At 66.9% G+C, this 13,548-nt stretch carries 14 protein-coding genes and 1 pseudogene; 13 read left to right on the top strand and 2 right to left on the bottom strand.

Features of this window, described 5'->3' with window-relative positions:
• Positions 1 to 127: 127 nt before the first annotated feature.
• On the bottom strand, positions 128 to 1,162 hold the full coding sequence (locus PSm6_RS12085; RefSeq protein ID WP_021218361.1) for a type IV pilus twitching motility protein PilT: 1,035 nt from the start codon (positions 1,160 to 1,162) through the stop codon (positions 128 to 130).
• Positions 1,163 to 1,230: 68 nt separating this feature from the next.
• Here PSm6_RS12085 and PSm6_RS12080 point away from each other — a divergent pair.
• The 13 genes and pseudogenes from PSm6_RS12080 to PSm6_RS12020 all read left to right on the top strand — a co-directional run bounded on the left by PSm6_RS12080 (position 1,231) and on the right by PSm6_RS12020 (position 11,952).
• Positions 1,231 to 1,925: pseudogene (locus tag PSm6_RS12080) on the top strand (YggS family pyridoxal phosphate-dependent enzyme).
• A 13-nt stretch (positions 1,926 to 1,938) separates the two neighbouring features.
• Positions 1,939 to 2,757 (top strand): pyrroline-5-carboxylate reductase, encoded by an 819-nt coding sequence (gene proC / locus PSm6_RS12075; RefSeq protein ID WP_021218359.1) that lies wholly within the window; start codon positions 1,939 to 1,941, stop codon positions 2,755 to 2,757.
• Positions 2,758 to 2,762: 5 nt separating this feature from the next.
• Positions 2,763 to 3,977 (top strand): hypothetical protein, encoded by a 1,215-nt coding sequence (locus PSm6_RS12070; RefSeq protein WP_265170283.1) that lies wholly within the window; start codon positions 2,763 to 2,765, stop codon positions 3,975 to 3,977.
• 162 nt (positions 3,978 to 4,139) lie between these two features.
• Positions 4,140 to 4,733: a YggT family protein gene (locus PSm6_RS12065; RefSeq protein ID WP_265170282.1), complete on the top strand. Its 594-nt coding sequence runs from the start codon at positions 4,140 to 4,142 to the stop codon at positions 4,731 to 4,733.
• Entirely contained in the window at positions 4,733 to 5,029 is a 297-nt protein-coding gene (locus PSm6_RS12060) for a DUF167 domain-containing protein (protein ID WP_021218356.1), read from the top strand. Before PSm6_RS12065 ends, PSm6_RS12060 begins: the two co-directional genes overlap by 1 nt.
• A 202-nt stretch (positions 5,030 to 5,231) precedes the next feature.
• The gene (locus tag PSm6_RS12055) at positions 5,232 to 7,211 is read left to right on the top strand and encodes a dynamin family protein (protein WP_021218355.1); all 1,980 of its coding nucleotides are present in this window, start codon (positions 5,232 to 5,234) and stop codon (positions 7,209 to 7,211) included.
• A gap of 98 nt (positions 7,212 to 7,309) precedes the next feature.
• The gene (metX, locus tag PSm6_RS12050) at positions 7,310 to 8,449 is read left to right on the top strand and encodes a homoserine O-succinyltransferase MetX (protein ID WP_021218354.1); all 1,140 of its coding nucleotides are present in this window, start codon (positions 7,310 to 7,312) and stop codon (positions 8,447 to 8,449) included.
• A gap of 10 nt (positions 8,450 to 8,459) precedes the next feature.
• Complete coding sequence (gene metW / locus PSm6_RS12045; protein ID WP_021218353.1) at positions 8,460 to 9,080, top strand: methionine biosynthesis protein MetW; 621 nt, start codon at positions 8,460 to 8,462, stop codon at positions 9,078 to 9,080.
• Positions 9,081 to 9,097: 17 nt separating this feature from the next.
• Entirely contained in the window at positions 9,098 to 9,517 is a 420-nt protein-coding gene (locus PSm6_RS12040; RefSeq protein ID WP_265170280.1) for a DUF4426 domain-containing protein, read from the top strand.
• Positions 9,514 to 10,107 carry an RdgB/HAM1 family non-canonical purine NTP pyrophosphatase gene (gene rdgB, locus PSm6_RS12035; protein ID WP_021218351.1) on the top strand — a complete coding sequence of 198 codons (594 nt, stop codon included), beginning with the start codon at positions 9,514 to 9,516 and terminating at the stop codon, positions 10,105 to 10,107. Before PSm6_RS12040 ends, rdgB begins: the two co-directional genes overlap by 4 nt.
• On the top strand, positions 10,104 to 11,300 hold the full coding sequence (gene hemW / locus PSm6_RS12030; RefSeq protein WP_265170279.1) for a radical SAM family heme chaperone HemW: 1,197 nt from the start codon (positions 10,104 to 10,106) through the stop codon (positions 11,298 to 11,300). Before rdgB ends, hemW begins: the two co-directional genes overlap by 4 nt.
• 16 nt (positions 11,301 to 11,316) lie before the next feature.
• Entirely contained in the window at positions 11,317 to 11,640 is a 324-nt protein-coding gene (locus PSm6_RS12025; RefSeq protein WP_021218349.1) for a DUF3392 domain-containing protein, read from the top strand.
• A 57-nt stretch (positions 11,641 to 11,697) separates the two neighbouring features.
• Positions 11,698 to 11,952 carry a hypothetical protein gene (locus PSm6_RS12020; RefSeq protein WP_021218348.1) on the top strand — a complete coding sequence of 85 codons (255 nt, stop codon included), beginning with the start codon at positions 11,698 to 11,700 and terminating at the stop codon, positions 11,950 to 11,952.
• 148 nt (positions 11,953 to 12,100) lie between these two features.
• Here the strand turns inward: PSm6_RS12020 and PSm6_RS12015 are convergent, their stop codons facing one another.
• Positions 12,101 to 13,444 carry a DUF1329 domain-containing protein gene (locus tag PSm6_RS12015; protein WP_043240869.1) on the bottom strand — a complete coding sequence of 448 codons (1,344 nt, stop codon included), beginning with the start codon at positions 13,442 to 13,444 and terminating at the stop codon, positions 12,101 to 12,103.
• Positions 13,445 to 13,548 lie beyond the last annotated feature (104 nt).

Below are 13,548 nucleotides of genomic sequence, written 5' to 3'. Positions count from 1 at the left end.
TCTTTCTCGCAGTGAACGTGCCGGTCGCCTGGGGCGACGCCGAAAGCCCCGATGACCGGGGTTGCCGTCGCGGCATGGCGCCGCGCTACGGCGAAACGGGCACCCCGACCGGGGCGCCCGCCGCTGGTTAGAAGTTTTCCGGGCTCTTGGCCTTCTCGCGCGCGCTTTCGCGGCTCACCAGGCCCTTGGCCACCAGCCCCTTGAGGCAGCTGTCCAGGGTCTGCATGCCGAGGCCGCCGCCGGTCTGGATGGCGGAATACATCTGCGCCACCTTGTCCTCGCGGATCAGGTTACGGATGGCCGGGGTGCCGATCATGATCTCGTGGGCCGCCACGCGACCGCCGCCGATCTTCTTCAGCAGGGTCTGGGAAATGACCGACTGCAGGGATTCGGAGAGCATCGAACGGACCATGGACTTTTCCTCGGCCGGGAACACGTCGACCACGCGGTCGATGGTCTTGGCGGCGGAGGTGGTGTGCAGGGTGCCGAACACCAGGTGACCGGTTTCCGCGGCGGTCAGTGCCAGGCGGATGGTCTCCAGGTCACGCATCTCACCCACCAGGATGATGTCCGGGTCTTCCCGCAGTGCCGAGCGCAGGGCTTCGTTGAAGCCGAGGGTGTCGCGGTGCACCTCGCGCTGGTTGATCAGGCACTTCTTCGATTCGTGAACGAATTCGATGGGGTCTTCGACCGTGAGGATGTGGTGGTACTTGGTGCCGTTGAGGTAGTCGAGCATCGCCGCCAGGGTGGTGGACTTGCCCGAGCCGGTCGGCCCGGTCACCAGCACCAGGCCGCGCGGCACGTCGGAGATCTTCTTGAAGATATCGCCCATGCCCAGGTCTTCCATGCTCAGTACCTTCGAGGGAATGGTACGGAACACGGCGCCGGCGCCACGGTTCTGGTTGAAGGCGTTGACCCGGAAACGCGCTACGCCAGGCACTTCGAAGGAGAAGTCGGTCTCGAGGAACTCCTCGTAGTCCTTGCGCTGCTTGTCGTTCATGATGTCGTAGATCAGCGCGTGCACCTGCTTGTGGTCCATGGCCGGCAGGTTGATCCGGCGCACGTCACCGTCGACGCGGATCATCGGCGGCAGGCCAGCAGAGAGATGCAGGTCCGACGCGCCCTGCTTCGCGCTGAAGGCAAGCAGCTCAGTAATATCCATGGGACTCCCCAATTCCAAGCGGTTAGAATGCCGCAGACCCACTCAGGCCGGGCTGTAGAGCGCAGGTAATGTCCACGATAGCAGAGAATATTGCAAAGGTTCGCGCGCGTATCCGTGAGGCGGCGCAAGCCTCGGAGCGTGATTTTTCCGCCATCGGCCTGCTGGCCGTGAGCAAGACCAAACCGGCGGCCGCGATCCGCGAGGCCCATGCCTGCGGCGTGGTCGATTTCGGCGAGAACTACCTGCAGGAGGCCCTGGCCAAGCAGCAGGAACTGGCCGACCTGCCGCTGACCTGGCATTTCATCGGCCCCATCCAGTCGAACAAGACCAAGCCCATCGCCGAGCACTTCCACTGGGTGCACTCGGTGGACCGCCTGAAGATCGCCGAACGCCTCTCCGCCCAGCGCCCCACCCACCTGCCGCCGCTGAACATCTGCCTGCAGGTGAACGTCAGCGGCGAGGCGAGCAAATCCGGCTGTGCCCCGAGGAGCTGCCGACCCTGGCCGCTGCCGTGGCGGCCCTGCCCAACCTGCACCTGCGCGGGCTGATGGCCATTCCCGAACCCACCGAGGACCGCGCCGAGCAGCACGCGGCCTTCGCCCGCCTCCAGCAACTGTCCCATTCACTGAACCTGCCGCTGGACACCCTGTCCATGGGCATGAGCCACGATCTCGAAGCGGCCATCGCCGAGGGCGCTACCTGGGTCCGCATCGGTACGGCCCTGTTCGGCGCCCGCGACTACGGCCAGCCCGCACAGCAATAAGAAGGAAGCATCCATGAGCACTACCCGCATCGCGTTCATCGGCGCCGGCAACATGGCCGCCAGCCTGATCGGCGGCCTGCGCGCCCAGGGCGTACCGGCCAGCCACATCCGCGCCAGCGACCCCGGCGCCGAGCAGCGCGCCAAGGTGGCCGCCGAGCACGGCATCGAAGTGGTGGAAAGCAACGCCGAGGCGGTACGTGACGCCGACGTGGTGGTGCTGGCCACCAAGCCCCAGGTGATGAAGGCCGTGTGCGAAGCGCTGGCACCGAGCCTGTCCGCCGGCCAGCTGATCGTTTCCATCGCCGCCGGCATCCCCAGCGCCAGCCTCGCGCGCTGGCTGGGCGTCGACTCCATCGTGCGCTGCATGCCCAACACCCCGGCACTGTTGGGCGAAGGCGCCAGCGGTCTGTACGCCACCGCAGCGGTCAGCGCCGAGCAGCGCCAGCAGGCCGAGCAATTGCTCAGCGCTGTGGGCATCGCCCTGTGGTTGGACGAGGAAAAGCAGATCGACGCCGTGACCGCCGTTTCCGGCAGTGGCCCGGCCTACTTCTTCCTGCTCATGGAGGCCATGACCGCCGCCGGCGAGAAGCTCGGCCTGGCACCGGACGTCGCCGCCCGCCTGACCCTGCAGACCGCCCTCGGTGCGGCGCGCATGGCGGTGGCCAGCGATGTTGGCCCGGACGAGCTGCGCCGCCGCGTGACCTCGCCCAACGGCACCACCGAAGCGGCCATCAAGTCCTTCCAGGGCAACGCCTTCGAGTCCCTGGTGGAGCAGGCGCTGCAAGCCGCCGACAACCGCTCCGCCGAACTGGCGGAACAGCTGGGCCAGTGACCGCCATGCGCCCGTCGCCGACGCGTTGCCCGCGCTCCCCGCTGGAGAGCGTCGTTGCGGGTGCCACCCTGCTTGCCCTCATCCTCGCCGGCACCGCCGCCCGGGCGGCCGAATGCCCCGTTCCGGTGACGCTGGAGCACGCGGTGGCCAGCGCGCAGCAGGAACTGCAGCGTCGCCTCGACGAACGCACGGGCGAGATGGACGACAGCCTCGCCCCGCCCCTGGTGGCAGCGCTGGACGCCTATAAGGAAAGCCTCGCCGCCGCCATCGACGCACAGCTGGCGTGCAGCGACGAAGCCGTCGCTGCCGACGCGCTGCAGGCGCTGCTGGCCACCCACCTGGCGCCGAGCAATGGCGCCAGCGAAGCCGGCGATGACAGCCTCCGCCTGGTGGTGCGCCGCGAGGACACGCCCGATCCCATGTTGCTGGTCAACGCCGGCTTCGACATCCCCTGCGGCGACGACAACCTGCTGCTCGGCTACAGCCGCGAGAACGGCCACTGGGTGCGCAGCCTGGACTGGCGCAGCAAGGGCTATACGGAGATTTCCGGGGCCAACGGCGACTTCTTCCGCCACCTCCGCCTGCCCGGCGGCCAACTGGTGATCGCCCATGGCACCCCCTGGTGCACCTCGCGCTGGAGCCGCCTGAGCATCGACATCGTGCAGCCGCGCCAGGGCGACACGCCCCAGCGCGTGCTCGACCATGTCGAGCACGGCTATGTGCGTGACGAAGTGGAAACCCGCCTCAAGCCCAGCCCAGACGGTTTCGAGCTGCGCACCGAAGTCGGCATGCTGGATGTGGACCTCCTCACCCGCCCCGGCATCCTGCGGTACCGCCTGGATGGCGAGGCGCTGCACCGCGTGCAGCCTGCCGCCAAAAGCGGCCGCGACTTCGTCGACGAGTGGCTGCAGGTCGGCGCCGACACCGCCCGCGAATGGAGCGAGCCGGACAACGCCAGCGAATCCCTGCTCGCCCGCGAGCACCTGCTGGCCCTCGAAGCCCGCCGCGACGTGACCCTGAACTACGGCGCCGTGCGCGGCTGCCAGGCCGAGCCGGAGCGTTTCCAGGTGGAACTGGAGCTGACCAGCGAACAGCCCCTGGAAGGCGGCACCCATCGCTACCTGGCGATCCGCCAAGAGCCCGGTGGCTTCACCCTGCTGTCGGTGAGCGATGCCGCCGACCCGGCCTGCCAGGGCCCGGACCTGATGGCCAGGCGCTGAGGAAACCACCGTGCATACAGCCCGCAACAGATTTCCGCGACCGTTCGCCCCGAATTCCCTACATTATCTCCACGCAACGCCGTCGCCCGCCGACCGCGCCAAGCGCCCCGTAGCGAGCCCCGACTTCGCGACCGGGGTCCCAACGCCCACAAGGAACGCCTAATGACCGGACTTTCCACCGCCGCCATCTACGTCATCCAGACCCTTGGCAGCCTCTACCTGCTGATCGTGCTGCTGCGCTTCATCCTGCAGCTGGTGCGCGCCGACTTCTACAACCCGCTCAGCCAGTTCATCGTGCGCGCCACCAAGCCGCTGCTGAACCCGCTGCGCAAGGTCATCCCCGGCTTCGCCGGGCTGGACGTGGCGTCCCTGGTGCTGGCCATCCTCATTCAGCTGCTGCTGATGATCGTCACCCTGGTCCTCATGGGCTACGGCGTCGGTGGCTACCTGCTGCAACTGCTGGTGTGGGCGCTGATCGCCGTGACCTCGCTGTTCATCAAGGTGTTCTTCTTCGCCATGATCATCAGCGTGATCCTCTCCTGGGTCGCCCCCAACAGCTACAACCCCGGCGCCCAGCTGGTGAACCAGATCTGCGAGCCGCTGCTGGCGCCCTTCCGCAAGCTGCTGCCCAACCTCGGCGGCCTGGATATCTCGCCGATCTTCGCCTTCATCGCCCTGCGCCTGATCGACATGCTGGTGATCGGCAACCTGGCGGTGATGACCGGGATGCCGAAGATCCTCAGCCCCTTCATGTAATGAGCTTCTTCCGCTGGGACGGCGAGGACCTGATCCTCGACGTCCACCTGCAGCCCAAGGCGAGCCGCGACGAGTTCGCCGGGCTGCATGGCGAGCGCCTGAAGATCCGCCTCACCGCGCCCCCGGTGGAAGGCAAGGCCAATGCGCACCTGCTGGCCTTCCTCGGCCAGGCCTTCGGCGTCGCCAAGAGCCTGGTGAGCCTGGAGAGCGGCGAGCTGAACCGGCAGAAACGCGTGCGCATCCGCGCCCCGCAGAAGCTCCCGGAGCTCCCCGGACTGACCGCTCGGTCGCCCTGACAGACCTTAAGGCGGGACCGCCGAGCGGGCCGATTGACGGCGCCGTTGGGCCCCGGATAATGCGAGCCATTCCTCCGCTCGCGCCACCACAGGCGGCGGGCCCGCCCGGCCAGGGCAAACGGCAGCCGCCAGGTCGCCGTCGCATCGATGTCGAGTTCCCACATTTCTGTACGCAGGACGCGCTACCGGAAGGAGAGCCAGGATGAGCATGGAACGTCTCAGTCAACAGGTTGACGCCTACGTCGCCTGGAAACGCGAGCTGATGCGCGAGATCACCCGCTATCGCAGCTGGCTGGAACACAACCGCCTCAATTCCGATGCGGTGCAGGACAAGCTCGAGCGCACCCTGCGCCTGCTGCGCACCGACCACATCACCCTGGCTTTCGTCGGCGAGTTCTCACGGGGCAAGACCGAGCTGATCAACAGCCTGTTCTTCTCCGAGTTCGGCCAGCGCATGCTGCCGTCCCACGCCGGCCGCACCACCATGTGCCCCACCGAGCTGTTCTTCGACCCGCGCTCGGAGCGTTCCTACATCCGCCTGCTGCCGATCGAAACGCGCACCGCCTCGGCCAGCGTCGCGCAGTTCAAGCGCATCCCCCGGCACTGGGTGAACATCCCGCTGGATATCAGCGACCCGGACAACATGGTCCAGGCCTTCACCCAGGTGGCCAAGACCAAGCCGATGCCGGTGGAACAGGCCATCCAGCTCGGCTTCCACCCCGACACCCTGGAATCCGCCGGCCGCCCCGGCATGGTGCTGGTGCCGGCCTGGCGCCACGCCATGGTCAACTTCGACCACCCGCTGCTGCGCCAGGGCCTGCGCATCCTCGACACCCCGGGCCTGAACGCCCTGGGCAGCGAGCCGGAACTGACCCTGTCGATGCTGCCCAGCGCCCAGGCGATCATCTTCCTGCTGGCCGCCGACACCGGCGTCACCGCCAGCGACATGGACATCTGGCAGCAGCACATCCGCCAGCTCGACGAAGACACCCAGACCAGCCTGTTCGCCGTGCTGAACAAGGTCGACGTGCTCTGGGACGACCTCGCCGGCGAGACCTTCGTGCAGAACGCCATCCGCCAGATCCAGGAATCCACCGCCCGCCAGCTCGGCATCCGCCGCGAAGACGTGCTGCCGCTGTCGGCCAAGCAGGCCCTGCTGGCCAAGGTGCGCAAGGACCACGAGCTGCTGGAACGCAGCCAGATGGCCAACCTCGAGACCCTGCTCTGCGAGCGCATCGTCGCGCAGAAGGAACGCCTACTGCAGACCCGCGTGGTCAACCAGGTGCTGGCCCTGCTGCAGAACAGCCAGCACGTGCTCAACCTGCGCCTGGAGAAGGTGCGCGAGCAGCAGGAACTGCTCAGCAACCACCAGCAGGACAACGGCCAGATGCTCTTCGAGCTGACCGCCCGCACCAAGGAAGACCACGCCCGCCACCATCGCCGGCTGCTCGGCCTGAAGACCAACCAGCGCCTGCTCAAGCGCCAGGGCGACATGCTCCGCGCCGCCGCCCGCCCCGAACGCCTGGAAGAACACCTGGCCCGGGTGCGCCGCAACCTCACCAGCAGCTGGACCACGGTGGGCATCAACCAGGCCATCCTGCACTTCTTCCGCTCGGTGGAAGCGGACCTGCACAGCCTCGAACACGAGGCGGACACGGCCAACAAGATGGTCTCGGCCGTCTACCGCCGGCACAACGAGGAAAACCCGCTGCAGGGCGTCGACGCCCCGCAGTTCGATGTCACCCGCTACCAGCGCGAGCTGCGCCAGCTGCGGGGCAAGGCCGACCAGTTCCGCCTGCACCTGAAGACCCTGCTCACCGAGCAGCGCCTGCTGACCCGCCGCTTCTTCGCCACCCTGGTGCAGGAGGTGATCGGCATGCACCAGCGCCTGCGCCAAGATGCCGCACAGTGGGCCAACGAAGCGCTGATGCCGCTGATGCAGAACACCCTGGAGCACAAGCAGCTGCTGGAAACCCACATGCTGCGCCTCAAGGCCCTGGCCCAGGACACCCAGCAGGCGCGTCAGCGCGTGCTGCAGCTGTCGCGCTACACCGGCGAGCTGGAAAAGCAGCTGGCCCAGGCCAACGACATGCTCCGCGTGCTGCGTCGCCCGGCGCCCATCCAGCGCCAGGGCAAGGTGGTCAGCCTGCCCGGGCTGGTGCGTCAGCAACACGAGGCCTGAGCCTTTCGATTCAAGGGTTTGGCCACCGTTCCGCCTGTTGCCGGGGGGACGGTGCTCTTTAGACTGGCGCCCTTCCCAGATAAAGAGCAGCGGCCGCGATGCCCACCGTCATCCCCGAAGATTCCGTCGGCCTGATCACGCCCCAAGTGCAGCGCTTCAGCGAGCCGCTGCCGTTGGCCTGCGGCCGCAGCCTGGCCGAGTACGACCTGGTCTATGAGACCTACGGCGAACTCAACGCCGACCACAGCAACGCCGTGCTGATCTGCCACGCCCTGTCCGGCCACCACCACGCCGCCGGCTTCCACAGCATGGAAGACCGCAAGCCCGGCTGGTGGGACAGCTGCATCGGCCCCGGCAAGGCCATCGACACCCGCCGCTTCTTCGTCGTCAGCCTCAACAACCTCGGCGGCTGCAACGGCTCCACCGGTCCCTCCAGCATCAACCCGGCCACCGGCAAACCCTTCGGCGCCGACTTCCCGGTGATGACGGTGGAAGACTGGGTGCACAGCCAGGCCCGCCTGGCCGATGTCCTGGGCATCAGCCAATGGGCCGCGGTGGTCGGCGGCAGCCTCGGCGGCATGCAGGCGCTGCAGTGGACCATCAGCTACCCAGAGCGCGTGCGCCACTGCCTGGCCATCGCCTCGGCGCCCAAGCTCTCGGCCCAGAACATCGCCTTCAACGAAGTGGCACGCCAGGCCATCCTCACCGACCCGGAATTCCACGGCGGCCACTTCCAGGACCAGGGCGTGATCCCCAAGCGCGGCCTGATGCTGGCGCGCATGGTCGGCCACATCACCTACCTGTCCGATGACGCCATGGGCGAGAAATTCGGCCGCGGCCTGAAGAGCGAGAAGCTCAACTACGACTTCCACAGCGTCGAGTTCCAGGTGGAGAGCTACCTGCGCTACCAGGGCGAGGAGTTCTCCGGCCGCTTCGACGCCAACACCTACCTGCTGATGACCAAGGCGCTGGACTACTACGACCCGGCGGCCGCCCACAACGGCGACCTGGCCAAGACCCTGGCCGGTGCCACGGCGGACTTCTGCGTGATGTCCTTCACCACCGACTGGCGCTTCTCCCCGGCCCGCTCGCGGGAGATCGTCGACGCCCTCACCGCCGCGCGGAAGAACGTCTGCTACCTGGAAATCGACGCGCCCCAGGGCCACGACGCCTTCCTGATGCCGATCCCGCGTTACCTGCAAGCCTTCAGCGGTTACATGAACCGCATCGCCGTCTAAGGGAGCCACCGTGCGCGCCGACCTCGAAATCATCCAGGACTGGATCCCCGCCGGCAGCCGCGTGCTCGACCTCGGCTGCGGCGACGGCGAACTGCTGGCCTGGCTGCGTGACAACAAGCAGGTCACCGGCTACGGCCTGGAGATCGACCCGGACAACATCGCCCAATGCGTCAGCAAGGGCGTCAACGTCATCGAGCAGGACCTGGACAAGGGCCTGGGCAACTTCGCCAGCAACAGCTTCGACGTGGTGGTGATGACCCAGGCACTGCAGGCCGTGCACTACCCCGACCGCATCCTCGAAGAGATGCTGCGCGTCGGCCGCCAGTGCATCATCACCTTCCCCAACTTCGGCCACTGGCGCTGCCGCTGGTACCTCGCGCGCAACGGCCGCATGCCGGTGTCCGAGTTCCTGCCCTACACCTGGTACAACACGCCGAACATCCACTTCTGCACCTTCAAGGACTTCGAAGCCCTGTGCCGGGAGATGAAGATGAAGGTGCTCGACCGCCTGGCGGTCGACCACGAGCACCGCCACAACCTGGGTAGCCGCGTATGGCCTAATCTTCTAGGAGAGATCGGCATCTATCGCGTCAGCGGCCCCAGCGTGCTGGAAAGCCGTATCGCGAACTGAACCGGAGGACCCCCACCATGCGCCGCCTGACCCTTTTCCTCTTCGCCCTGTGCCTGGCCCTGCCGGCCGTGGCCGAACGCAAGCAGACCTTCGGTGACCTCGACGTGCACTACAGCGCGTTCAACTCCGGCTTCCTGCAGCCGGACGTCGCCGCCGCCGTCGGCCTGGTGCGCAGCAAGACCCAGGGCGTGGTCAACGTCGCCGTGCTCAAGGCCGGCAAGGCCAGCACCGCCCAGGTCAGCGGCCAGGCGAAGGACCTGCTCGGCAAGGTCACCCCGCTGGCCTTCAAGCAGGTCAACGAAGGCGGCGCCATCTACTACCTGGCGCAGTTCCCCTTCAGCCAGCGCGAAATGCTCAACTTCACCCTGACGGTGCAGCAGGGCGACAACGCGCCGAATACCTTCAACTTCGACCAGGAATTCTTCCCAGACGAATGATGCCCTTCAAAGAACTGGTGCTGGCCAGCCACAACGCCGGCAAGCTCAAGGAACTCCAGGCCATGCTCGGCGACAGCGTGCGTGTGCGCTCGATCGGCGAATTCAGTGACGTCGAACCCGAGGAAACCGGCCTGACCTTCGTCGAGAACGCCATCCTCAAGGCCCGCAACGCCGCCCGCGTGTCCGGCCTGCCGGCCCTGGCCGACGACTCCGGCCTGGCGGTGGACTTCCTCGGCGGCGCCCCCGGCATCTACTCGGCGCGCTATGCCGACGGCCAGGGTGACGCGGCCAACAACGCCAAGCTGCTGGCCGCCCTCAAGGACGTGCCGGAAGCCCGGCGCGGCGCGCAGTTCATCTGCTCCCTGGCGCTGATGCGCCATGCCGACGACCCGCTGCCGATCCTCTGCGAAGGCGCCTGGCGCGGCCGCATCCTCTTCGAGGCCCGTGGCGAGCACGGCTTCGGCTACGACCCGCTGTTCTGGGTGCCCGAAGGCGACTGCTCCAGCGCCGAGATGCCGCCCGCCGAGAAGAACCGCTTCAGCCATCGCGCCCGCGCCATGGCCCTGCTGAAGCAGCGGTTGGGGATATGAAAGCCGAAAGCCGGAAGCTGGAAGCTGGAAGCGACTTCAAGCTTCAAGCTTCGGGCTTCGAGCTGCCTCCCCTGGCGGCTTACATCCACATTCCGTGGTGCGTGCGCAAATGCCCGTACTGCGACTTTAATTCCCACGCTGCCGGCCCCGAGCTGCCTGAAGAGGCCTATGTCGATGCCTTGCTGGCGGACCTCGACGCCGATCTGCACCACGTCCATGGCCGCGAGCTGACCTCGATCTTCTTCGGCGGCGGCACGCCCAGCCTGTTCAGCGCCAAGGCCCTCGGCCGCTTGCTGGAAGGCGTCGAGCGGCGCGTGCCCTTCGCCCGCGACATCGAGATCACCCTGGAAGCCAACCCGGGCACCTTCGAGCAGGCCAAGTTCTCCGCCTACCGGCAGCTGGGCATCAACCGCCTGTCCATCGGCGTGCAGAGCTTCCAGGAGGCCAAGCTCAAGGCCCTGGGGCGCATCCACGACGGTGGCGAAGCGATCCGCGCCGCCGACATGGCCCGCCAGGCCGGCTTCGACAATTTCAACCTGGACCTGATGCACGGCCTGCCGGACCAGTCAATCGAGGACGCCCTGGGTGACCTGCGCATCGCCATCGACCAGGGGCCGACGCACCTGTCCTGGTACCAACTGACCATGGAGCCGAACACGGTGTTCTGGACCCAGCCGCCGGAGCTGCCCGAGGACGACATCCTCTGGGACATCCAGGAAGCCGGGCAGGCACTGCTGGCCGAGCATGGTTACGCCCAGTACGAGGTCTCCGCCTATGCCCGCGAAGGCCGACGTGCGCGGCACAATCTCAACTACTGGACCTTCGGCGACTTCCTCGGCATCGGTGCCGGCGCCCATGCCAAGCTCAGCGACCCGGCCGGGCACATCGTGCGCACCTGGAAGACCCGCCTGCCCAAGGATTACCTGGATGCGGCCAAACCCTTCCAGGCCGGCGAACGGGTGCTGGATGCGGGCGAGCTGCCCTTCGAATTCCTCATGAACGTGCTGCGCCTCACCGATGGCGTGCAGGCCGAGCTGTTCACCTCGCGTACCGGCATGCCGCTCTCCGGCCTCGCCGGGGCACGCAACGAGGCCCAGGCCCGCGGCCTGCTCGATACCGACCCAGCGCGCCTGGTGGCGACCCGGGAAGGCCAGCTGTTCCTCAACGACCTGCTGCAACACTTCCTGCCCTGAGGGCTAAGGACAACGGATGGACCTGCTTCTGGACCTGGTCGCGACCCTCTCCCGCTGGAGCCGCAGCCACCTCTACGACATCTCCCTGGCGATCATGGCAACCCTGCTGGTCTTGCTCGGCCCCGGCATCAACGCCTGGGTCCAGCAGCGCATCGGCGGCCTCAATTTCCTCTTCCGCACCCTGCTGTTCGTCGCCCTCTGCGCCCTGGGCTACGGCCTGGCGATGATCTTCCTCACCCCCTGGCTGGCCAAGGGCCTGGGCTACTTCAACAACTACACCCTGGCCCCGGTCCTGCTACTAGTCTTCTTCCTGATCGGCGTCCTCGCCGACCGCAACTGAGGCTCAGGGCGCGCTCCGGCGGCCACTGGCCGCCACGTCATCGACAAGGAGCACGCCATGAAGCCGATCAAGCACCTCTACCTGCACTTCCAGGACGGCCAGCGCCTGGCGCTGCGCTTTCCCCAGCAGTCCAGCGACCCGGTGGAGGTCGCGCGCGGCCTGCGCAAGCAGATGGAGTCGGCCTTCGTCAGCATCGAGGTGGATGGCGACCTGCTGCTCATCCCCCGCGAAAGCATCAAGTACATGCAGATCAGCCCCGCGCCGCCGGCCCTGCCGGAGCAGACCATCCTCGGCGCCGAGATGATCAACTAGAAAGGGCCCACCCCTACCCGCATCGCAGGATGGGTAGAGCGAAGGGAAACCCATCACCTCGACGCACATGCCACCGGCCGACGCTTTTCCCGCGCCCAATAAAAAGCCGCCCCGAAGGGCGGCTGGAGTGGCCAGGCAGGCCGGAATATCAGTTGCCTTCGCGGCGCAGCGCCTGCGGCGTGAAGTCACGCGGGCCCAGCGGGGCGTTGAAGTCGTACATGGGCTCGTTGTTGTCGAGGCCATCGGCGAAGTAGCGGCCGCCCTTGAAGTCGTAGATGGTTTCCAGGGTGCTGCCGAACATCGGTACATCGTAGTAGCTGATCGGGTGGCTTTCCTGCAGGCCGATCAACTGACCGTCCTTGTCGTACAGGTCCACCGCGAGGATCTGCCAGCTGTCTTCGTCGATGTAGAAACGACGCTTGGCGTACGGGTGGGAGAAGCCCTTGCGCAGGTTCGCCTCGACCACCCAGGTGCGGTGCAGCTCGTAGCGCAGCAGGTCCGGGTTGACGAACTTGGTCTTGAGGATCTGATCGTAGGGGATGCCTTTCTGGTGCACGGCGTAGCTGTTGTAGGGGACCAGGGTCTCCTGCTTGCCCACCAGCTTCCACTCGTAGCGTTCCGGCGCGCCGTTGTAGGAGTCGACGACGTCGGCGGTGGCCATGCCGTTGGTATCCGGCTGCAGGGTGTCATAGGCCAGCATCGGCAGGCGGCGCACGCGGCGTTCGCCACGGTTGAAGCGCCAGGCCTTGCGGATCGACAGCACCTGGTCGAGGGTCTCCTGCACCACCAGCGCGGAACCGGCCAGCTTGGCCGGGGCCACGACCGCGTACTTGTAGTAGAAGATGGTGTTTTCCAGATCCTTCGGCTGCACGCCATCACGGCCGTAGACGAAGTAGATGTTGCGATCCAGCTTCTGCAGGTTGTAGCTGCCGGTGGACAGTACCGCCGCCTGGTTGGTGACGAAATGGATCTGGTCGCCGCGGTAACGCAGGATGTGGTTCCAGATGACTTCCAGGCCGCTGGAGGGGATCGGGAACGGAATGCCCGCCGCTACGCCCTGTACGCCGTTGCCGCCGGCGATCAACTCGCCGTTGACGGCATTGGCACGGGTCGCCTCATAGATGCGCTGCGGAGCGGCGGCGCTGCGATGGGTGGGGAAGACGCGCACGGAGTAATCCGGGTAGGTCTCCACCAGCGCCTTGAGGCCGGCCGGCAGCTGCGCCGCATATTGGCCGGCGTTCTTGCTGGTGATGATGTACTTGGGCGCTTCGCCAGCGAAGGGATCGGGGTGGTGCATGCCGGGCTGGTAGCTGGCCGGCGGAGTCGCCAGGCCGCCGTCCCAGGCCGGAATCGAACCCTCGGCATTGCCCGCACGCTCGCCGCCCAGCGGCGTGAGCTCCCCACCCAGGCGCGCAGCATCGTCAGCACCGACCTTGGCCTGCGCCTGCAGGGCACAGGAGGCCAGAAGCAGAATTGCAAACTTTCTCAACACAGCCTTCTCCTCGCGGCGCGCTCGGGTCGCGCCGCTATTGTTCTTGTGCCACCACCACTATAGGTGGGGCTCTTTATTTCCGTCGGATCAGGTGAGGGTGCCGT

It is taken from the genome of Pseudomonas solani, assembly GCF_026072635.1.
Classification (GTDB): Bacteria; Pseudomonadota; Gammaproteobacteria; order Pseudomonadales; family Pseudomonadaceae; genus Metapseudomonas; species Metapseudomonas solani.
The sequence above is the reverse complement of the archived record's forward strand: the minus strand, read 5'-3'. Positions and strand labels throughout refer to the sequence as shown.